This window comes from Alloyangia pacifica, assembly GCF_900116195.1.
GTDB classification, from domain to species: Bacteria; Pseudomonadota; Alphaproteobacteria; order Rhodobacterales; family Rhodobacteraceae; genus Salipiger; species Salipiger pacificus.
The window spans coordinates 410793-429409 of record NZ_FOZW01000001.1 but is presented as its reverse complement, the minus strand read 5'-3'; the positions used below and the strand labels follow the sequence as shown (position 1 = coordinate 429409).

Sequence of the window (18617 nt, the reverse complement as noted above, 5' to 3'; positions counted from 1 at the left end):
TCGTCGAGCGTCTACTGGATCTCGCGGATCGCGCGGTAGGCCGGACCGAAGCGCTGGTAGGCGGCCTCGTAGGCCTCCACCATTTCGGCCACCGGCTCGATCACCTCGGCGGTGGCTGGCGCGGTAATCACCTCTTCGGGCGCCGCACCGGTGGCGGCGAGCAGGCCGAGCCGGGCCGCGCCGAGCGCCGCGCCGAACTCGCCGGAGGCCGGCAGGTGCAACGGTGTGTTCAGCACCGTCGCGATCAGCCGCAGCCAGTAGCGCGAGCGGCTGCCGCCGCCGATCGCCAGGAGGTGGCCGAGCTCCGCCCCGGCACCGCGCAGCGCCTCGGCGCTGTCGCGCAGACCGAAAGCCACGCCCTCGAGCACAGCGCGAGTCATGTCGTCGCGCCCGGTCTCGGCTCCGAGGCCGGTGAAGGCGCCGCGGATGGCGGCATCGTTGTGCGGCGTGCGCTCACCCGACAGGTACGGCAGGAAGCGCACCCGCCCAGGCTCCTGCAGAGTGACCCCGAGCGGTGCGGTCAACTCGGCCGGGCGCAGCCCCGCGATGCGTGCCAGCCAGTTGAGGCTGTCGGTGCAGGAGAGCATCACCCCCATCTGGTACCAACGCCCCGGCACCGCGTGGCAGAAGGTGTGCAGTGCGCTGCCGGGCAGCGGATGATAGCCGTCGCGGGCTGCCAGCAGTACACCAGAGGTGCCGAGCGAGACGAAGCCCTCGCCTTCGTGCAGCGCGCCTGTGCCGCAGGCCGCTGCGGCGTTGTCGCCGGCACCGCCCGCCACTGTGACCGCCTGCGACAGCCCCCAGTTCGCGGCGAGGCCGGCGCGCAGCACACCCGCGGCCTCCGACCCCTCGACCAGACGCGGCATCTGCGCCCGCGACATGTGCCCCGCTTCCAGCAACACGTCCGACCAGTCCCGCGCGCCGGTGTCGAACCAAGCGCTGCCGGCACTGTCGGACATATCGGCCACGTGATCGCCGGTCAGGTAGAGGTTGAGATAGGCGGCCGGGAGCAGCACTTTCGCAACCTGCGCGAAAACCTCGGGCTCCTGCGAGCGAACCCAGTCGAGCTTCGGCGCGGTGAAGCCGGGAAAGACGATATTGCCGCTGATCTCGCGGAACTCCGGCATGGCGTCGAGCCGCGCCGCCTCGGCGTGCGAGCGGGTGTCGTTCCACAGGATGCAGGGCCGCAGCACCGCGTCATCCGCCCCGAGCAGCACCGCGCCGTGCATGTGCCCGGCAACGCCGATGCCGCGCAGTCCCGACCAGGCCGGATGCCCCTTCAGCTCGCCCACCGCGCCTTCGAGCGCGGCGATCCAGTCCGACGGGTCCTGCTCGGACCAGCCGGGATGCGGGTGGCGCGCCTCGTAGTGGCGCTCGGCGCTGGCGACCGGCACCCCAGCCTCGTCGCAGAGCAGCGCCCGCAGCCCGGAGGTTCCGAGATCGATGCCAAGGTAGGAGGCGCCGCCGTGGGTCATGGGATCAGCCGTTGAGATAGGTTTCGATGCTGCGCTGCGCGCCCTGCGACCAGATCATATCGAGCCATGTCGCGAAACTCTCTTCGAAGCGCGCATCGCCCTGGATCTCGCCGTAGACCGCGCGCTGGGTGAGCCAGGCCGCAGGGGTTTCGCGCGCCTCGGCCGCAAGTGCGGTGAGCGCCTCCCAGCTGGGATCGTTCGGCTCGATCACCGTGCCGTCCTCGAAGGTGCCGGCGCAGTAGCGGCACCAGAGCGCGCTTTCCAGCGCCAGCCCGGTGATCGACGTGCCCTTGCGCAGCCCGTCGGCGATCGAAGGCACGATGAACTTCGGCTGGCGGTTCGAGCCATCAAGGCAAAGCCGGCGAATGGTGTCTTTGACCGCGGGATTGGCGAAACGCCCCTCGATCAGCGTCAGGTATCCCGGCGGGGTGAACTCGGGCACCGGCTGGACGTGGGGCAGGATTTCCTCGGTCTCGACCTTGCGCAGGTAGGCGCTGACCAGCGGATGCGCCATGGCGTCATCGGCGAAAGTGCAGCCAAGAAGTGCACCGGCGTAGGCGATGATCGCATGGCCGCCGTTGAGGATGCGGATCTTCATCCGCTCGTAGTCATGCACGTGATCGGTGAAGGTGACCCCCACCTCCTCGAGGCGCGGGCGGCCTTGCGGGAAGCTATCCTCCATCACCCATTGCCGGAACGGCTCGCAGGTCACCGGCACCGGATCATCGAGACCGAACTCGCGGGCCAGCGCCCGCTCACCCTCGCCCGTCGCCGGGGTGATGCGGTCGACCATCGAGTTGGGAAAGGCGACATTGGCCTCGATCCATTGCGCGAAGTCAGGGTCAGACAGCCGCGCCGTGCCCGCCACCGCGTCGCGCGTGACCGCGCCATTGCCGGGGATGTTGTCGCAGCTCATCACGGTAAAGGGAGGCAGCCCGGCGGCCCGGCGCGTCTTGAGCGCGGCCACGATGGCCCCGAAGACAGTCTTGGGTGTATCGGGCGACGCCCCATCGGCGACGATATCCGGGTGGGTCGGATCGAAGGTGCCCGTGGTGGCATCGACGTAGTAGCCGCCCTCGGTCACGGTGAGCGAGACGATCCGCGTGGCCACGTCGGACATGCGGGCGATCAGCGGGCCGTTGTCGGGATCGACCTCGACGAAATCCACCATAGCGCCGATGACGCGCGGCCGCGCGCCCGAGGGATCAAGCTCGATCACCGTCGACAGGTAGTCCTGCGCCGCGAGCGCCTCGCGCATCCTGCCGTCGGGCGCGCGCACGCCCGCTCCGCAGATCGCCCAGTCGTGGTCGAGCCCCTTGGCAAAGAGATCGTCGAGGTAGACCGCCTGATGCGCGCGGTGGAAGTTGCCGAGGCCGACGTGCACGATGCCCGGCGTCAGGGACGCGCGGTCGTAGCCCGGGCGGGCGATGCGGGACTCGAGCGCGCCGAGCGCGTCTGTGTGGAGTTTCATGGGGGCCTCCATCAGGTCATCTACTGGCCGCCGCCGACGTTCGGCGGCTGGGCGCCGATTTGGGCGACGATGTATGCGGCCCCTTTCGGGGCCCGGTCGTTGGCACGGTCGTTGGCGCGGTCGGAAGTATTCTCGCCGCGACGTCTGCGGCCATGCGCGCGAGGCATCGCCCCGCGGGTCGGGCCGCAATTGCCCTTGGGTCGCACGCTCATGCCCGCAGCCCCTGCTTGTCGAAGCGATGCAGCTTGCTCTCGTCCGGGGTCAGGAAGATGCGGTCGCCGTGGCGCACCGGCATCTCGCCGTCCACCCGCACGGTCAGCGGCTCTTCGCCCAGCCCATGGTCATGCACGTGCAGGAAGGTGTCGGACCCGAGATGCTCGGCGACGCCCACGGTGCCCTGCCAGAGCCCGCTCTCCGTCGAGGCGGCAAGGTGTTCGGGCCGGATGCCGATGGTCGCGACGCCGTGCTTGGCGGCCTCCGCCCCGCGAATGAGGTTCATTTTCGGCGAGCCGATGAACCCGGCGACGAACTCGTTCTGCGGGCTGTGGTAGAGGTCCAGCGGCGAGCCCACCTGCTCGATGTTTCCGGCGCGCAGCACAACGATCTTGTCGGCCATGGTCATCGCCTCGACCTGATCGTGCGTGACGTAGATCATCGTGGTCTTCAGCGCGTTGTGCAGCTCGGAGATCTCCAGCCGCATGTTCACCCGCAGCGCCGCGTCGAGGTTCGACAGCGGCTCGTCAAAGAGGAAAGCCGAAGGCTCGCGCACGATGGCGCGGCCGATCGCGACCCGCTGGCGCTGGCCGCCCGAAAGCTGCCCGGGCCGCCGATCGAGGTAGTCGGTCAGGTTGAGCGACTTCGCCGCCGCCTCGATGCGGTGGTTCTGCTCATCCTGCGGCATCCCCGCCATCTTCATCGGGAAGGCAATGTTCTTGCGCACCGACATGTGCGGGTAGAGCGCGTAGCTCTGGAACACCATGGCCAACCCGCGCTTGGCCGGGGGCATGTCGGTGGCATCCTCGCCGTCGATGCGGATCTGGCCCGAGGTCACGTCCTCGAGGCCGGCAATCAGCCGCAACAGCGTGGACTTGCCGCAGCCCGAGGGGCCGACGAAGACCACGAACTCGCCGTCGTTGATGGTCAGATCCAGCGGCGGGATGACGTTCACTTCGCCGAAGCTCTTGGTCACCTTGTCGAGGGTGATGCGTCCCATGTCTGGCTCCTATCTTATTTCACCGCGCCGAAGGTCAGGCCGCGGACAAGTTGTTTCTGGCTGAACCAGCCCATGATGAGGATCGGCGCGATGGCCATGGTCGAGGCCGCCGAGAGCTTGGCGTAGAACAGGCCCTCGGGGGACGAGTAGCTGGCGATGAAGGCCGTCAGAGGCGCCGCCTTGGCCGCCGTCAGGTTCAGCGTCCAGAAGGCCTCGTTCCACGCCAGGATGATGTTGAGCAGCAGGGTCGAGGCGATCCCCGGCACCGCCATGGGCGTCAGCACGTGGATCAGCTCGTTCTTCAGCGAGGCGCCGTCCATGCGCGCGGCCTCGAGGATCTCGCCGGGGATCTCCTTGAAGTAGGTGTAGAGCATCCACACGATGATCGGCAGGTTGATTAGCGTCAGTACGATGACCAGACCGAACCGCGTGTCGAGCAGGCCGAGATTGCGGAAGATCAGATAGATCGGCACCAGCACACCGACCGGCGGCAGCATCTTGGTGCTGAGCATCCACATCAGCACGTCCTTGGTCCGCTTGCCGGGCACGAAGGCCATGGCCCAGGCCGCCGGGATGGCAATCAGGAGGCCGATCAGCGTCGAGCCGAGCGAGATCACCACCGAGTTCCAGAAGTGCCGGAAGTAGTTCGACCGCTCCTGTACCGTGGCGTAGCTCTCGAAGGTCCAGGCCGAGCCCAGCACCTCGAAGGGCGTCTTGATCGCGTCGCCCTCAGATTTGAACGACAGGATGACGATCCAGAGGATCGGGAAGAAGATCGCCAGTCCCACGAGCCAGGCCAGCACGGTCACCACGGCCTTGCGCCGGTTTGTCACTCTGCGTGCCATGTCAGCCCCTCCCAGACAGTTTGTTGATAATTCGCGGGGCCTTGGCGACAGTGGCCGCGACACGCTTTGCACTTGCAGACATCGCTCAGGCCTCCAGGTTCTTGCCGATCATCCGCATCAGGAAGATCGCCACGATATTGGCGAGGATGATCGCCACCACGCCCCCGGCCGAGCCGCCACCCACGTCGAACTGCAGCAGCGACTGCATGTAGATGAGGTACGTCAGGTTGGTCGAGGCCACGCCCGGCCCGCCGTTGGTGGTCACCAGGATCTCGGCAAAGACCGACAGCAGGAAGATGGTCTGGATCAGGATCACCACGGTGATGGCGCGCGCCAGGTGCGGCACCATGATGTAGAAGAAGCGCGACAGCGGCCCGGCCCCGTCCATCTCGGCGGCCTCGAGCTGTTCCTGGTCCAGCGATTGCAGCGCGGTCAGCAGGATCAGCGTGGCGAAGGGTAGCCATTGCCAACTGACGATGAAGATGATCGAGCCGAGCGGCGCCTGCGCGAGAAAGTCATAGGGTTGCAGCCCGAAGAACTTCGCCAGGTGCGCAAAGAGCCCGTTGACCGGGTTCATGAACATGTTCTTCCAGACCAGCGCCGAGACGGTGGGCATGACGAAGAACGGCGCGATCACCAGGATGCGCACGATGCCCTGCCCCCAGAACGGCTGGTCCATCAAGAGCGCCAGCAGCGTGCCGCCCACGGTGGTGATCAGCAGCACCCCGCCCACCAGCAGAAGCGTGTTCCACAGCGCGGCGGTGAAGGCCGGATCGGTCAGGAAGAAGCGGTAGTTGGTCCAGCCGGTGAACTCTTCCATCCCCGGCATCAGCAGGTTGTAGCGCAGGAACGAGAAGTAGAGCGTCATCGACAGCGGCACGATCATCCAGCCGAGCAGCAGCAGGACCGCGGGCGAAATCATGAGCCGGGCGGCGGCACGGGATGCTTTGGTGGCCATGGCCGGTCTCCCTGGTCGTGAAAGATCTTGAGGTGTCTTGGAAACGTGGCGGGAACTGGGATGCGCAGCTGCGGCATGACGCGGCCGAAACGTAGAGGCCTCCGCAGGATGAGCACTTCCGGGACGCGTCTCGCAGGGTGGGCCCGCGATCCTCGCCCCGGAAGCAGGTAACCCGGACCGGCCGGCGCTCCCGGGTGAGGTCGGGGGGGCGCGCCGCCCCGGCTCGCGATCTTGTGCCGCGCTGCCGGGGCCGGCCGGGCCGGGTGCGCCAACGGACCTGGAGGTGGCGGGCCCCTTCGATCCCCGGAGGGCCCGCACGATCCGTGGCTTGCGCCCGAGGCTGGCTTACTTGATGTAGCCGGCCTTCATCATCTCACGCTCGGTGAGCATCTGCGCCGACTGCAGCGCCTGTTCGGCCGTCACCTGCCCCGCAAGCGCGGCAGAGAACTGCTGGCCGACCGCCGTGCCAAGCCCCTGGAACTCCGGGATGGCGACGAACTGGACACCCACGTAGGGCACCTCGTCGACCGTCGGGTTCTGCGGGTCCGCCGCGTTGATCGAGTCGAGCGTCATCTGCGCGAAGGGCGCGGCCTCGAGGTACTCGGGGTTCTCGTAGAGCGAGGTGCGGGTGCCCGGCGGCACGTTCGCCCAGCCCTCCTTCTCGGCCACGAGTGCGAGGTACTCCTTGGAGGTCGCCCATTCGACGAAGGCCTTGGCTGCGTCTTCCTTCTGGGTGCCGGCGGGGATGCCGAGGTTCCAGGCCCAGAGCCAGTTGCCGCGCTTGCCGAGCCCGTTGTCCGGCGCCAGCGCGAAACCGACCTGGTCGGCGACCGAGGATTCCTCGGCGTTGGTCACGAAGGAGGCCGCGACGGTGGCGTCGATCCACATGCCGCACTTGCCAGACTGGAACAGCGCGAGGTTCTCGTTGAAGCCGTTCGACGAGGCGCCCGGCGGGCCGTAGTTGTTCATCAGGTCAAGATAGTCGGTCAGCGTCGCCTTCCAGGCCTCGCTGTCGAAATGCGGCTTCCAATCCATGTCGAACCAGCGCGCGCCGTAGGAGTTGGACATGGCGGTCAGGAAGGCCATGTTCTCGCCCCAGCCGGCCTTGCCGCGCAGACAGATGCCGTAGACCTCGTTGTCCTTGTCGGTCATCGCCGCCGCGGCTTCCTTGATGAAGTCCCAGGTCGGTGCCTCGGGCATCTCGAGCCCGGCGGCGTCCATCAGGTCCTTGCGGTACATGACCATCGAGCTCTCGCCGTAGAACGGCGCGGCGTAGAGGTGGCCGTCCACCGTCAGGCCGCCGCGGATCGCCGGCAGGATGTCATCGGCGTCATAGCTGTCGGGCAGGTCGTCGAGGCTGACCAGCCAGCCGCGCTCGCCCCAGATCGGAACCTCGTAGGTGCCGATGGTCATCACGTCGAACTGGCCGCCCTTGGTTGCCACGTCCTGGGTCACACGCTGGCGCAACACGTTCTCTTCCAGCGTCACCCACTCGACCTTGATGTCGGGATGCGCCTCGTTGAAGGCATCCATCAAACCCTGCATGCGGATCATGTCGCCGTTGTTCACCGTGGCAACGGTGATCGTGGTCTCTGCAAGTGCCGCGGTGCCAAGGGCACCCAGCGCACACGCGCCCATGAGCGCGCGGATGGTAACTGACATGAGAAATCCTCCCTGAATTCCGACGCTGGACAGACCCGCCACTCTCCTATGACTGAGCAACTGCCCGCGTGATGGGCAAATGCTCACCCAATGGCACGAGTCGAGTCAAGCCCATTTTGAGCGCAAGATGTTTAGGAAGTGCTGAGGATTTCGGCGGCGGTGAGCTCGTCGGTGATCAGCCCCTGGATCAAACCGCCCTTAAGAGCGGCTCGCAAAGCTTTGATCTTGCTTACACCTCCGGCAACGCAGATCACCGGATTATCGTTCTGCGGCACTCGAACGCCCACCATGAATTCGTTGACAGGATGCTCCAGGTAGCGCCCCTCGGAATCGAAGACATGGCCGCCCAGCTCCCCCGCAGCCCCTGCCGCGCGCAGGCTTGAAAGCTCCTCGGCGGTGATGAACCCGTCCACGTAGAGCGGCGCGTCATCCGCCATCTGGCCGATTCCAACCACCGTCACATCCGCCTCCTTGGCCAGCGCGCGCGAGCTCACCACGTGCGGCAGGCTGCGGTAGGTGGCGAATTCCTCGGCGTCGCGCGCCATGACCGGCACGGACATCGGGTAGTGCGGCGCGCCGGTCTTGTCGGCGATGCGCATGATCACCTCGTAGAAGGACGCCGATCCATCGGGCGCCACGTTGCCGATTAGCGAGACCATGCGGTGATGGCCGGCGTTGATCGTCTGCATCTGGTCGATCATCGCGCGCAGCGTGCGCCCGGTGCCGAGCGCGATCAGCTGCGGCGTCTGCTGCGCGAAGATGCGCTCCATCTCGGCGGCGGCAAAGGGCGCGATGGCGCGCAGCGCGTCCTGCCCCGAATCCGCCCGCGGCGCGACCCGCGCGCGCAGCAGCCCGAAGCGCTGGCGCAGCCCGCGCTCGAGTTCCAGACACTCGCCGATCGGGTGGTCGATGCGCACCTTGACCAGCCCCTCGGCCACCGCCCGCGCCACCAGCCGCTGCGCGCGCTGACGCGAGATGCCGAGTTCCTCGGCAATCTGGTCCTGCCGCATGCCGCCGACGTAATAAAGCCAGGCGGCCCGTGCCGCGAGGTCCTGGGGAGAAGCGTCGCCATCGTCGAGTGTGCGCAGGGCCATGATCACGTGCCTGTGATGAAAAGGTCAGGGGCAAGATGCGGGAGTTCCGCGAAACTTGCAAATTGACGGTGCGGCACCACCTCCGGATCCTCCGGCAAGGCGCCCCCCGCCAGATGGCTGCCGCCGGTGAACTGCCAGACCGACATGCCCGCCGCCAGCCCCGCGCCGATGCCGGCGAGGGAATCCTCGATCAGCAGGCAGCGTTCGGGAGCCACTCCAGCCTTTTCCGCCGCACGCAGCGGCAAGTCCGGCGCGGGTTTGCCGCGTTTCACCTCCGAAGCGGTGGTGATGCGCCCCTCGAAGGCCTCTGTCAGCCCGGTCAGCGCCAGGCTGGAGACCACCCGTCCAGGGCTCGAACTGGTGGCAAGGCAATAGGGCACCGCGAGGGTCTCGAGCACCTCGCGCAGGTGCGGCATGACCTTCAGCCCCTCGGACTCGAAGGCTGCGAGCAGGCGGGCCCGGTAGTCGGCCTCGAACCCCTCGGGCAGCGCGATGCCGAATTCTTCGCGCACCTGTGCGATCACCGTCGGATAGCTGCGCCCGAGGAAATGCCGGGCCACATAGGGAAGGTCGACCGAAACGCCCTTGTCGGCCAGTTCGGCCACCAGCATGCGCAGCGAAATGATCTCGCTGTCCACAACGACGCCGTCGAAATCGAACAGCACCAGCTCTACCGGCTGTGTCATGCCTGCTCCCCCTCAGTCCTGGCGCATCTCGCCCGAAGCTGCGCCCGGCTGCAACCCCCGGTCTTTGCGTATTTGCAGGAACAATGAAGGCACCGGGCTGCCGGCGTCCCCTCCAGAAACGCGAAAAGGGCCGGCTTTCAGAACCGGCCCCTTCATTGTTCCACAAATACGCGTATTCCGGCCTCAGCCGACCTTCACGCCCTTGCGGCCCGCGAGATCGAGGAAATACTGCCAGGCCACCCGGCCCGAGCGGGCACCGCGCGTGGCCTGCCACTCGATCGCCTCGGCCCACAGTGTCTCGTCGTCGATCTCGACACCATGCTCGGTGCAATAGCCGCGGATCATCGCTAGGTACTCGTCCTGCGAACACGGGTGGAAGCCGAGCCAGAGCCCGAAACGGTCGGACAATGAGACCTTCTCCTCGACCGCCTCGGAGGGGTTGATCGAGGTGCTTCGTTCGTTCTCGATCATGTCGCGCGGCATCAGGTGCCGGCGGTTCGAGGTGGCGTAGAAAAGCACGTTCTCGGGCCGCCCCTCGATGCCGCCGTCGAGCACCGCCTTGAGGCTCTTGTAGTGCTGGTCGTCATGGCTGAACGAAAGGTCGTCGCAGAACAGCACGAAGCGGTGCGGCGCTCCGCGCAGCAGGTTCAGCAGCCGGCCCACCGACGGCAGGTCCTCGCGCTGCAGCTCGACCAGTTTGAGATCCTGCCCCTGCGTGCGAACCTCGGCGTGCACTGCCTTGACGATGCTCGATTTCCCCATGCCGCGCGCGCCCCAGAGAAGGGCGTTGTTGGCGGGCAACCCGCGGGCGAATTGCAGGGTGTTCGACAGCAGCGTATCGCGCGAGCGGTCGATGCCCACCAGCAGCTTCAGGTCGATCCGGTTCACCTGTGGCACCGGCTCCAGCCGGTCCGGTTCGGTGTGCCAGACAAAGGCATCCGCCGCGCCGAACTCCGGGGCGGCAAGAGGCGCCGGAGCCATTCGCTCCAGCGCCTCCGCGATGCGTTTCAACGCTTTACTCGTCACGGGGTGCGGTCCTCCTGACCCTCGTCATCGTCTTCATCCTCGAACCAAAGGCCCTGGGCGCGCAGTTCTTTCTCGCGCTTGCGCTCGACGATGCGCACCAGGAAGATCGAGACCTCGTAGAGGCCGTAGACCACCACGAAGAGGATCGCCTGCGTGGTCACATCCGGGGGCGTGACCAGCGCGGCCAGCACCAGGATTGCCACCACCGCATATTTGCGCACCGACGACAGGCCCTCGGCCGAGACCAGTCCGGCCTTGCCCATCAGGGTCAGCAGCACCGGCAGCTGGAAGCACAGTCCGAAGGCGACGATGAACTTGAGCGTGATGTCGAGGCTCTCGTTTACCTTGCCGAAGAAGGTGATCTTCATGCCCTCGGTGGTTTCGGGCACCACCGCCGTGTCCACCGGCAGGTCCGACGGCATGCCGTCAGTGGCCCGCTGCAGCAAGTCCGCAAAGATCGAGCTGACGTCGGCAAAGCCGAGGAAGAACTGCATCGCCAGCGGTGTCACCACGAAATGCGCAAAGCTGGCGCCCAGCAGGAACATGATCGGCGAGGCGATCATGAACGGCAGGAAGGCGTTCTTCTCGGACTTGTAGAGCCCCGGCGCGACGAAGCGCCAGAGCTGGAAAGAGATCACCGGGAAGGCCAGGCCGAAGCCGAAGACCATCGAGATGCGGAACAGCGTGAACAGATATTCCTGCGGCGAGGTGTACTGCATGGTCGGCGACGGATCGCCAAGCGCGCGCAGCGTCTCCTCGATCGGGCCGAGCAGGAACTGCAGGATCGGCTCGGCCACGGTGAAGGCCAGCACAATGCCCACGATGAAGGCTGCCACGGCGCGGATGAGCCGCGTACGCAGCTCCGCCAGGTGCTCGATCAGCGGCGCCGAGCTGTCGTCGATATCGTCATGGTCCGTAGGGCTCATGCCTCACCGTCTTTCTTCAGCGCCGCTTCCAGCTCTTCGGCCTTCTTGGCGGCGTCCTCGGCCTTTTTCGCAGCGGCCTCCGCCTCGCGCTTCTGGCGCTCGGCGGCGGCACGGGCGGCACCGGCCTCGATCTTCTGCTTGTTCGCCGCGCGCTCGGCGTCGAGCGCACCGGGATCTTCCTTCAGCCCCTCGGTCTTCTTCGGGGGCGTGGGGTCGGTCATCGACTTGGCGGCATCGCGCACCCCGTCCATGGCCGAGTTCACCGGGTTGGTCGCCGTCTTGAGCGTCTTGGCCACGTCGCGCACGCCCGCCTCGTCCGCCGCGTCGTTCATCGCGCGGCTGAACTCGCGCGCCATGCCGCGCGCCTTGCCCATGAAGCGACCCACATTGCGGAACAGCACCGGCAGATCCTTGGGGCCCACGACAATGAGCGCCACGATCCCGATGACCATGAGTTCCGACCAGCCAAGATCGAACATGGGATCAGACCTTGTCTTTGTCGCTTTCCGGGGTCACGTCCTTGGCCTCGGCAGCTTTTTCGTCCTCGAGTTCCTTGGCGCCGTCGTTCACGCCCTTCTTGAAGGCGGTGATGCCCTTGCCGACCTCACCCATGAGGTTGGAAATCTTGCCGCGGCCGAACAGAACCAGCACCACGACGGCGATCAGAAGAAGGCCCGGAAGGCCGATGTTGTTGAGCATGTCCTTAGTCTCCCTTTGGCCGCCCCAACCCCTCGTGAGGTGTCCCCGAAGCGGCACGTCGAAATCTGTTCCCGGGTTCTAGGCGCTCTCGCGGCCCTGCGGAAGGCGCAAAGCCGGACGCGCGACCTCCGGCACGGGGTTTTCTTTTCGCTTTGTGACAGTATTCTGTCAGGTGACAAAATTCCGGCAGTTGGATGCAGCGACTCACCATCCAAGTGCACCGAATCGCCCGCACGGAAGGCCCGCAGATGAAGAAATCCGACCGGCTCGCCAACCTCATGCTCCGCCTCAAGGACGGCAGCCTGCACACCGCCGAAGCGATGGCGTCGGAACTGGGCGTCTCGGTGCGGACCATCTATCGCGACATGGACACGCTCGCGGCCTCGGGCGTGCCGATCGAGGGCGAACGCGGGCGCGGCTACACCGCGCGCGCCGCCTTCACCCTTCCGCCGCTGAACCTGAGCGAGCTGGAACTGGAGGCGCTGCACCTCGGGCTGGCCGCTGTCGGACAGGGCGGCATGGCCGATCTGGCGGAGGCCGCCGAGGCGCTCTCGGCCCGGATCGACGCGCTGCTGCCCGAGGATGGCACCACGGGCGGCGCCTTCGGCTTTGCCACCTACCCCTTCCGCGAGGTCGCCGAGGGATTCCGCTTCATGCCCGATTTCCGAGCCGCCATCCGCGCCCGGCAAAAGCTGCGGGTGACGCTGAAGGACCGCGCCGCGCCGCAGGACCTGCGGCCGCTGCACATGGATTACTGGGGCCGCATCTGGACCTGCATCACCTGGAACGAGACCGCGCGCGGCTTCGAGACCATCCGCATCGAGCAAGTGACCGGCGTCACGCCCCTGCCCGGGCTCTTCGTCGACGAACCGGGCAAGAGCCTCGCAGATTTCCGCGCCGCGAAAGGCTGACCGCGCTTCGCGCTTGACCGGATGCCTCGCGGAAAGCCACGCTGCCCCATGGACATGCGCGCGCCTTCCCGCGGCTTCGGCCCCTCGGAATACCGCGCCCGGCTGGCCCGGGCGCAGGCGCGCATGGCCATGTCCGGCATCTCGGCGCTGCTGCTGACCACCGAGCCAGAGGTGCGCTATTTCACCGGGTTCCTCACGCGCTTCTGGGAGAGCCCAACGCGGCCCTGGTTCCTCGTGGTGCCCGCCGAGGGCGATCCTGTGGCGGTGATCCCCTCGATCGGCGCGCATCTCATGGCGCAGAGCTGGATCCGCGACATCCGCAGCTGGAGCTCTCCGGACTACGAGGATGACGGCATCACCCTGCTGGCGGAAGCGCTGGCCGAGGCCGTGCCTCCGGGCGAATGGATTGGCGTGCCGAGCGGCGGCGAGACCCACCTGCGCATGCCGCTGGCCGATTGGGAGGCGCTGAAGCACCGGCTGCACGACCGACTCTTCGGTCCCGACGGCGGCATCATGCGCACCCTGCGCATGGTGAAGTCCGAAGGCGAGATCGACCGCATCCGCGCCGCCTGCGACGTCGGAACGCGCGCTTTCGCCCGCCTGCCCGAGATCGCCCGCCCCGGCGTGCCGCTGGCGCAGGTCTTCCGCCGCTTCCAGATGCTGGCGCTCGACGAGGGCGCGGACTGGGTGCCCTATCTCGCCGGGGCTGCCGGTGCCGGCGGCTATGGCGACGTGATCTCTCCGGCCACAGACGCGCCGCTGCAGGCAGGTGACGTGCTGATGCTCGACACCGGGCTGATGCTCGACGGTTACTTCTGCGATTTCGACCGGAACTTTTCGCTCGGCCCCGCCGGCCCCGCGGTTCACGACGCCCACACCCGGCTGCTCGAGGCGGTACAAGCGGGTTTTGCCGCCGCGAAGCCCGGTGCCCGCGCCGCCGATGTCTTTCACGCCATGGCGGCGATCTGCGGCGGTTCCGAGGTCGGACGGCTGGGCCATGGGCTCGGCATGCAGCTGACCGAGCCGCCCTCGCTTATCGCCGCCGACGACACGCTGCTGGAGCCCGGCATGGTGCTGACGCTGGAGCCGGGGATCGCGCTCGCGCCCGGCCGGATGCTGGTGCACGAGGAAGACATCGTGATCCGCGAGACCGGCGCGGACTGGCTGACCAAGCCTGCCACCCACCTGCCGGAGTTGCCGCTATGAGTGACCGGGACCGCGGGCTGCACTTCCCGCACAGGCTGGATACGCAGCGCCCGGCGCAGGTTGGCCTGATCGTCCTGCAGTCCGATGAGAGCATCGAGCCCGACTTGCACCGCCTGCTCCCGCCCGATCTGGAGCTTCTTGTCAGCCGCATCCCCTCGGGCGCCGAGGTCACGCCGGACACTCTGGCGGCGATGGAGGGCTACATGACCGCTTCGGCGGCGCTCTTTCCCGGCGGTGCGCGGCTCTCGGCGGTGGGCTACGGCTGCACCTCCGGCACCGCGCAGATCGGCGCGGCGGCGGTCGCGGCGCGCATCCGCAAGGGCATCCACGTGCCGCAGGTGACCGAGCCGGTTTCCGCGCTGATCGCCGCCTGCGCCGAGATGGGCCTGCGCCGGCTCGCCCTGCTCTCGCCCTACAGCGCGCCGGTCTCCGACCGCCTGCGCGCGGTTCTGGCCGAGGAAGGGATCGAGACACCAACCTTCGGCAGCTTTATGATCGAGGAGGAGGCGCGGGTGGTCCGCATCGCACCGGGCTCGATCTTCGACGCGGGGCAGCGGCTCGTGGCCGAAAGCTCCACGCCCGTCGATGCGCTTTTCCTGTCCTGCACCAACCTGCGCACCTTGCCGGTGATCGAGGCGCTGGAGGCCGCGACCGGCCTGCCGGTCCTGGCCAGCAACACGGTGCTCGCCTGGCACCTCGCGCGGCTGGCCGGCACGCGGGCACAGGGCCCCGGGCGATTGTTTCGCGCAGGCGGCGCGGCCCGCGCCGCCGAGTAGTGCGTCAGAGCAGCGTCTTGGCGTAATCCTCGAGCTGCGTGACCACGGTGCCCCAGCCGTCGTAGAACCCCATGGCCTCATGCGACTTCTTCGCCTCGGCGCTGCGGTGGCGCGCAGTGGCGGTGTAGGTGGTGCCGCCCTTGCCGTCGTCCTCGAACTCGACGATGGCGGTCATGAAGGGATCGGGCGCGGGCTTCCATCCCTCGGAATAGCCGTCGGTGAACACCAGCCGCCGGTTCGGCACAACCTCGAGCCAGACGCCGTTGTTCTGCATCTCGGCGCCCTCGACCTCGAAGGTCGTGTTGAACCGCCCGCCGACCCGCAGGTCAATCTCGCACGCGGTGACCTTGTGCGGCTTCGGAACGAAGAAATGCCGGATATGCTCGGGCGTGGTCCAGCACTCGAACAGCAGCTCGGGCGGCGCGGCGATGCTGCGTGTGAAGGACAGGTCGGTGTCTGGATCGAGGATCATGTCTTTCTCTCCTTCATGAGCCGTGTCACGTAATCGTCGAGCCGGTCGAGCCGGCCCTCCCATATCGCCCGCTGGTCGGCGAGCCAGTCCTGCGCAGGCGCAAAGGCCTCCGGCGACAGCTCGCAGTGGCGCACGCGGCCTTCCTTCGTGGTCACCACGAGGCCGGCCGCTTCCAGCTTCCTCAGGTGCCCCATGAAGGACGGCAGCGCCATCTCGTGCGGCGCGGCCAGCTCGCTCACACTCGCCCTGCCCCGCGCAAGCCGCGCGAGGATCGCGCGCCGGGTCGGATCTGCCAGCGCGGCGAAATGCAGATCAAGCTGGGACTCAAACTTAGCCATCTAGCTAAGTATAAACCGACACCTAGGAATGCCGAAGCAAAAACTTAGCCTATCTCCTAAGTGTTTTCCGAACTAAGGGACCGCAGAAAAACCAACCCCCGAAGCCATGGGCTCCGGGGGGCACTGGTATTGCTCTTGACGCGTCACTCGTTACCAAACGCGCCCTGCCCCCGTGGAGGCAGGGCTGAAACGGGTCACTCGGCCTTCATCGCCTCGATCGAGATCTCCACCTCGACCTCGTCGCTGACGTAGGGCGCGAACATGCCAAGGTTGTAGTCCGAGCGGATCAGCGTGGTCGTGGCGTGGAAGCCGAGCCAGGGCTTGCCTTCCATCGGGTGGTCGCCGGCCTGGGTCAGAACTGCGTCCAGCACGACTTCCTTGGTGACGCCGTTCAGGGTCAGGTCGCCGGTGATCAGGCCGGTGTCGTCGCCGGTCACTTCGATGGACTTCGAGGTGAAGGAGACGGTCTTGTCGTCCGACGCGCCGAAGAAGTCGTCGCTCATGAAGTGCTCATAGCGGCCTTCCCAGCCGGTGAGCATGGTGGTCACGTCCCAGGAGGTGGTGACGCTGGACGCGGCCGGATCTTCGGCGTCGTACTGGATTTCACCTTCGAAGCCGCCGAACATGCCGTAGCCGGTCGAGAAGCCGAGGTGGTTGTAGGAAAACACGATCTGCGTGTGGCTCGCGTCGAAAACATAGGATTCGGGCGCGGCAAAGGCTGCGATCGGAGCGAGCGCAACAGCGCCGGCGAGAGCAAGGGATTTCATGTCGGATATCTCCGGTGGGTTGCGTTTCGATGCCGCACCATGTCGTCATTCGCCGCGTCGCGGCAATTCGGCCTGCCTCAACAGGGTCTGTTGAAAATCGAACACTTGCGGTGCTGCCCTCGTGCACAGGTGCGCAGACACCTTGTCCGCGCCAGTACTTCGGCGCCAAAAGCAGAAGGGCCCGAGGCGGATGCCCGGGCCCCTTTCAGAAGCGCACTGCCGGACTGAGACCCCGCTGCTATCGCCGGCCCGCGCACCCGAACACCGCGGCCATGCCGCCCAGCAGCATCGCCAGCGACAGCCCGAGACGGCCGAGCGACAGCCCCTCGCCCGCTGCGGGCTGAAGCCAGAGCGCAAAAGCCGCAACCGAAAGCGCGAAGCCGATCAGCTGTCCGAACACCCGCAACAGGTATCCAGTGACCTCATTCCCGGGTCCGTACCAATCGCCCATGGACATCGCGCTTACCTCTCGAACTCGTCTTAACTCGTCTTACTATACTGGCCGCTCATCTGACGCGAAATCACGACGGAAATGCGGCAAACCCGGGAAAGCCCCCGGGCCATTTTCGGCCCTTCCTCCAAGTCATCGGCCGCAAGACCTAAGATCGGGTTAATCACGCCGGAAAACCTGCCAACCGGCTTGTATCCCCGGCCAGAGCGTGTATAGAGCCCCATCCCTCCGCGAGATCATGTGAACCGCGCAGACTCTCGTGGGCAGGTGCGGAGTGGATCGCCTGTCCTATGAAATGCGCCCCGATAGAAATGGAGCACACATGCCGCTTTATGAGCATGTTTTCATTGCGCGTCAGGACCTGTCCAACGCGCAGGCTGAAGGTCTCGTCGAACATTTCGGCACCGTCCTCTCGGACAACGGCGGCAAGGTCGTCGAATCCGAGTACTGGGGCGTGAAGACCATGGCCTACAAGATCAACAAGAACCGCAAGGGCCACTACGCCTTCCTGAAGACCGATGCACCCGCATCGGCCGTGCAGGAAATGGAGCGTCTGATGCGCCTGCATGACGACGTCATGCGCGTCCTGACCATCAAGGTCGAAGAGCACGCCGAGGGCCCCTCGGTGCAGATGCAGAAGCGCGACGAGCGCGAGGGCCGCGGCGAACGCCGTCCCCGCAACTGATCTGAACGAGAGGAGCTAAAACCATGGCTGCAAAACCGTTTTTCCGCCGCCGCAAGGTCTGCCCCTTCTCGGGCGACAATGCACCCAAGATCGACTACAAGGACACCCGTCTGCTCCAGCGCTACATCTCCGAGCGCGGCAAGATCGTCCCGTCCCGCATCACCGCAGTGTCGGCAAAGAAGCAGCGTGAACTGGCCCGTGCCATCAAGCGCGCCCGCTTCCTCGCCCTGCTGCCCTACGTCGTGAAATAAGGAGAGAGACCCATGCAAGTCATTCTTCTGGAGCGCGTGGCCAAGCTCGGCCAGATGGGCGATGTCGTCGACGTCAAACCCGGCTATGCACGCAACTACCTGCTGCTGCAGGGCAAGGCTCTGACCGCCTCGAAAGAGAACATCGCCTCCTTCGAAGCGCAGAAAGCCCAGCTCGAGGCACGTAACCTCGAGACCAAGCAGGAAGCCGAAGCCCTCGGCGAGAAGCTCGGCGGCCAGCAGTTCGTCGTGATTCGCCAGGCCTCCGACGGCGGCAACCTCTACGGTTCGGTCACCACCCGTGACGCCGCAGACGTCGCCACCGAGGAAGGTTTCTCGATCGACCGCAAGCAGGTCATCATCCGTCAGCCGATCAAGGAACTCGGCGTGCACGAAGTCGAGGTGCACCTGCACCCCGAGGTGATGGTCACGATCAACCTCAACGTCGCACGTTCGCCCGAAGAGGCCGAGCTGCAGGCGTCCGGCAAGTCCATCCAGGAACTCGCCGCCGAGGAAGAGGCCCAGGCCGAATTCGAGATCTCGGAACTGTTCGACGACATCGGCAGCGCCGCGTCGGACGACGACGAGGCTCCGGCAGCCGCCGAAGAGACCGAAGACAACGCCTGATCCCCTTTCGGATCACCGCAATGTCGAAACCGCGCCGGAGCACTCCGGCGCGGTTTTTCTTTGTCTCCAAAGTACCTGCCA

22 protein-coding genes are annotated in these 18617 nt (G+C 66.5%); 6 read left to right on the top strand and 16 right to left on the bottom strand.

The features are described 5' to 3' along the window. Positions 1-11: 11 nt before the first annotated feature. The 12 genes from xylB to tatA all read right to left on the bottom strand — a co-directional run bounded on the left by xylB (position 12) and on the right by tatA (position 12055). Positions 12-1475 (bottom strand): xylulokinase, encoded by a 1464-nt coding sequence (xylB, locus tag BM397_RS02080; protein WP_092420971.1) that lies wholly within the window; start codon positions 1473-1475, stop codon positions 12-14. 4 nt (positions 1476-1479) lie between these two features. Further along, the gene (locus BM397_RS02075; protein ID WP_092420968.1) at positions 1480-2946 is read right to left on the bottom strand and encodes a mannitol dehydrogenase family protein; all 1467 of its coding nucleotides are present in this window, start codon (positions 2944-2946) and stop codon (positions 1480-1482) included. Between the two features lie 208 nt (positions 2947-3154). Next, positions 3155-4159 (bottom strand): ABC transporter ATP-binding protein, encoded by a 1005-nt coding sequence (locus tag BM397_RS02070; RefSeq protein ID WP_092420965.1) that lies wholly within the window; start codon positions 4157-4159, stop codon positions 3155-3157. 14 nt (positions 4160-4173) lie between these two features. Next, on the bottom strand, positions 4174-5004 hold the full coding sequence (locus BM397_RS02065) for a carbohydrate ABC transporter permease (RefSeq protein ID WP_092420962.1): 831 nt from the start codon (positions 5002-5004) through the stop codon (positions 4174-4176). An 85-nt stretch (positions 5005-5089) separates the two neighbouring features. Then, a complete protein-coding gene (locus tag BM397_RS02060) occupies positions 5090-5962 on the bottom strand; it encodes a carbohydrate ABC transporter permease (protein ID WP_092420957.1) in 873 nt (290 codons plus the stop codon). 345 nt (positions 5963-6307) lie between these two features. Continuing rightward, positions 6308-7624 (bottom strand): ABC transporter substrate-binding protein, encoded by a 1317-nt coding sequence (locus BM397_RS02055; RefSeq protein ID WP_092420954.1) that lies wholly within the window; start codon positions 7622-7624, stop codon positions 6308-6310. Between the two features lie 131 nt (positions 7625-7755). Next, on the bottom strand, positions 7756-8718 hold the full coding sequence (locus BM397_RS02050) for a sugar-binding transcriptional regulator (protein ID WP_092420951.1): 963 nt from the start codon (positions 8716-8718) through the stop codon (positions 7756-7758). Positions 8719-8720: 2 nt separating this feature from the next. Further along, positions 8721-9404, bottom strand: a complete 684-nt coding sequence (locus tag BM397_RS02045) for an HAD family hydrolase (protein WP_092420948.1) — start codon at positions 9402-9404, stop codon at positions 8721-8723. A gap of 183 nt (positions 9405-9587) precedes the next feature. Further along, positions 9588-10385 carry an ATP-binding protein gene (locus BM397_RS02040; protein ID WP_425425922.1) on the bottom strand — a complete coding sequence of 266 codons (798 nt, stop codon included), beginning with the start codon at positions 10383-10385 and terminating at the stop codon, positions 9588-9590. 41 nt (positions 10386-10426) lie between these two features. Further along, on the bottom strand, positions 10427-11356 hold the full coding sequence (gene tatC / locus BM397_RS02035; protein WP_092420942.1) for a twin-arginine translocase subunit TatC: 930 nt from the start codon (positions 11354-11356) through the stop codon (positions 10427-10429). Next, entirely contained in the window at positions 11353-11835 is a 483-nt protein-coding gene (tatB, locus tag BM397_RS02030; RefSeq protein ID WP_092420939.1) for a Sec-independent protein translocase protein TatB, read from the bottom strand. Before tatB ends, tatC begins: the two co-directional genes overlap by 4 nt. A gap of 4 nt (positions 11836-11839) precedes the next feature. Then, positions 11840-12055 (bottom strand): twin-arginine translocase TatA/TatE family subunit, encoded by a 216-nt coding sequence (tatA, locus tag BM397_RS02025; RefSeq protein ID WP_092420936.1) that lies wholly within the window; start codon positions 12053-12055, stop codon positions 11840-11842. A 248-nt stretch (positions 12056-12303) separates the two neighbouring features. On the opposite strand from tatA, the gene BM397_RS02020 reads away from it, so the two are divergent. The 3 genes from BM397_RS02020 to BM397_RS02010 are packed head-to-tail and all read left to right on the top strand — an operon-like array spanning position 12304 to position 14948. Then, the gene (locus BM397_RS02020; RefSeq protein ID WP_092420934.1) at positions 12304-12966 is read left to right on the top strand and encodes a helix-turn-helix transcriptional regulator; all 663 of its coding nucleotides are present in this window, start codon (positions 12304-12306) and stop codon (positions 12964-12966) included. A gap of 54 nt (positions 12967-13020) precedes the next feature. Further along, positions 13021-14172 carry a M24 family metallopeptidase gene (locus BM397_RS02015; RefSeq protein ID WP_092422356.1) on the top strand — a complete coding sequence of 384 codons (1152 nt, stop codon included), beginning with the start codon at positions 13021-13023 and terminating at the stop codon, positions 14170-14172. Continuing rightward, entirely contained in the window at positions 14169-14948 is a 780-nt protein-coding gene (locus BM397_RS02010) for a maleate cis-trans isomerase family protein (RefSeq protein WP_092420931.1), read from the top strand. Before BM397_RS02015 ends, BM397_RS02010 begins: the two co-directional genes overlap by 4 nt. Positions 14949-14952: 4 nt before the next feature. Here BM397_RS02010 and BM397_RS02005 read toward each other — a convergent pair whose 3' ends face one another. The 4 genes from BM397_RS02005 to BM397_RS01990 form a co-directional block, all read right to left on the bottom strand. Then, positions 14953-15420, bottom strand: coding sequence for an SRPBCC family protein (locus BM397_RS02005; RefSeq protein ID WP_092420928.1), 468 nt, complete (start codon positions 15418-15420; stop codon positions 14953-14955). Continuing rightward, positions 15417-15758, bottom strand: a complete 342-nt coding sequence (locus BM397_RS02000) for an ArsR/SmtB family transcription factor (RefSeq protein ID WP_092420925.1) — start codon at positions 15756-15758, stop codon at positions 15417-15419. Before BM397_RS02000 ends, BM397_RS02005 begins: the two co-directional genes overlap by 4 nt. A 194-nt stretch (positions 15759-15952) precedes the next feature. Further along, positions 15953-16525, bottom strand: a complete 573-nt coding sequence (locus tag BM397_RS01995) for a YceI family protein (RefSeq protein WP_092420922.1) — start codon at positions 16523-16525, stop codon at positions 15953-15955. Between the two features lie 238 nt (positions 16526-16763). Then, positions 16764-16982, bottom strand: coding sequence for a hypothetical protein (locus tag BM397_RS01990; RefSeq protein ID WP_092420919.1), 219 nt, complete (start codon positions 16980-16982; stop codon positions 16764-16766). A 316-nt stretch (positions 16983-17298) separates the two neighbouring features. Between BM397_RS01990 and rpsF the strand changes: the two genes are divergently transcribed. The 3 genes from rpsF to rplI are packed head-to-tail and all read left to right on the top strand — an operon-like array spanning position 17299 to position 18536. After that, a complete protein-coding gene (gene rpsF / locus BM397_RS01985; RefSeq protein WP_092420916.1) occupies positions 17299-17661 on the top strand; it encodes a 30S ribosomal protein S6 in 363 nt (120 codons plus the stop codon). Between the two features lie 23 nt (positions 17662-17684). After that, positions 17685-17912: a 30S ribosomal protein S18 gene (gene rpsR, locus BM397_RS01980; RefSeq protein WP_089844216.1), complete on the top strand. Its 228-nt coding sequence runs from the start codon at positions 17685-17687 to the stop codon at positions 17910-17912. 12 nt (positions 17913-17924) lie between these two features. Beyond that, positions 17925-18536, top strand: a complete 612-nt coding sequence (gene rplI, locus BM397_RS01975; RefSeq protein WP_092420913.1) for a 50S ribosomal protein L9 — start codon at positions 17925-17927, stop codon at positions 18534-18536. Positions 18537-18617 lie beyond the last annotated feature (81 nt).

Excerpts from the sequence above, each read along its gene's own strand:
- BM397_RS02065 (WP_092420962.1), bottom strand. The coding sequence starts at position 5,004 with ATGGCACGCAGAGTGACAAACCGGCGCAAGGCCGTGGTGACCGTGCTG.
- xylB (WP_092420971.1), bottom strand. The coding sequence starts at position 1,475 with ATGACCCACGGCGGCGCCTCCTACCTTGGCATCGATCTCGGAACCTCC.
- rpsR (WP_089844216.1), top strand. The coding sequence starts at position 17,685 with ATGGCTGCAAAACCGTTTTTCCGCCGCCGCAAGGTCTGCCCCTTCTCG.
- BM397_RS02040 (WP_425425922.1), bottom strand. The coding sequence starts at position 10,385 with ATGGCTCCGGCGCCTCTTGCCGCCCCGGAGTTCGGCGCGGCGGATGCC.
- BM397_RS02055 (WP_092420954.1), bottom strand. The coding sequence starts at position 7,624 with ATGTCAGTTACCATCCGCGCGCTCATGGGCGCGTGTGCGCTGGGTGCC.
- rpsF (WP_092420916.1), top strand. The coding sequence starts at position 17,299 with ATGCCGCTTTATGAGCATGTTTTCATTGCGCGTCAGGACCTGTCCAAC.
- rplI (WP_092420913.1), top strand. The coding sequence starts at position 17,925 with ATGCAAGTCATTCTTCTGGAGCGCGTGGCCAAGCTCGGCCAGATGGGC.
- BM397_RS02075 (WP_092420968.1), bottom strand. The coding sequence starts at position 2,946 with ATGAAACTCCACACAGACGCGCTCGGCGCGCTCGAGTCCCGCATCGCC.
- BM397_RS01990 (WP_092420919.1), bottom strand. The coding sequence starts at position 16,982 with ATGTCCATGGGCGATTGGTACGGACCCGGGAATGAGGTCACTGGATAC.
- BM397_RS02060 (WP_092420957.1), bottom strand. The coding sequence starts at position 5,962 with ATGGCCACCAAAGCATCCCGTGCCGCCGCCCGGCTCATGATTTCGCCC.
- tatA (WP_092420936.1), bottom strand. The coding sequence starts at position 12,055 with ATGCTCAACAACATCGGCCTTCCGGGCCTTCTTCTGATCGCCGTCGTG.
- BM397_RS01995 (WP_092420922.1), bottom strand. The coding sequence starts at position 16,525 with ATGAAATCCCTTGCTCTCGCCGGCGCTGTTGCGCTCGCTCCGATCGCA.
- tatC (WP_092420942.1), bottom strand. The coding sequence starts at position 11,356 with ATGAGCCCTACGGACCATGACGATATCGACGACAGCTCGGCGCCGCTG.
- BM397_RS02015 (WP_092422356.1), top strand. The coding sequence starts at position 13,021 with ATGCGCGCGCCTTCCCGCGGCTTCGGCCCCTCGGAATACCGCGCCCGG.
- BM397_RS02070 (WP_092420965.1), bottom strand. The coding sequence starts at position 4,159 with ATGGGACGCATCACCCTCGACAAGGTGACCAAGAGCTTCGGCGAAGTG.
- BM397_RS02050 (WP_092420951.1), bottom strand. The coding sequence starts at position 8,718 with ATGGCCCTGCGCACACTCGACGATGGCGACGCTTCTCCCCAGGACCTC.
- tatB (WP_092420939.1), bottom strand. The coding sequence starts at position 11,835 with ATGTTCGATCTTGGCTGGTCGGAACTCATGGTCATCGGGATCGTGGCG.
- BM397_RS02000 (WP_092420925.1), bottom strand. The coding sequence starts at position 15,758 with ATGGCTAAGTTTGAGTCCCAGCTTGATCTGCATTTCGCCGCGCTGGCA.
- BM397_RS02045 (WP_092420948.1), bottom strand. The coding sequence starts at position 9,404 with ATGACACAGCCGGTAGAGCTGGTGCTGTTCGATTTCGACGGCGTCGTT.
- BM397_RS02005 (WP_092420928.1), bottom strand. The coding sequence starts at position 15,420 with ATGATCCTCGATCCAGACACCGACCTGTCCTTCACACGCAGCATCGCC.
- BM397_RS02020 (WP_092420934.1), top strand. The coding sequence starts at position 12,304 with ATGAAGAAATCCGACCGGCTCGCCAACCTCATGCTCCGCCTCAAGGAC.
- BM397_RS02010 (WP_092420931.1), top strand. The coding sequence starts at position 14,169 with ATGAGTGACCGGGACCGCGGGCTGCACTTCCCGCACAGGCTGGATACG.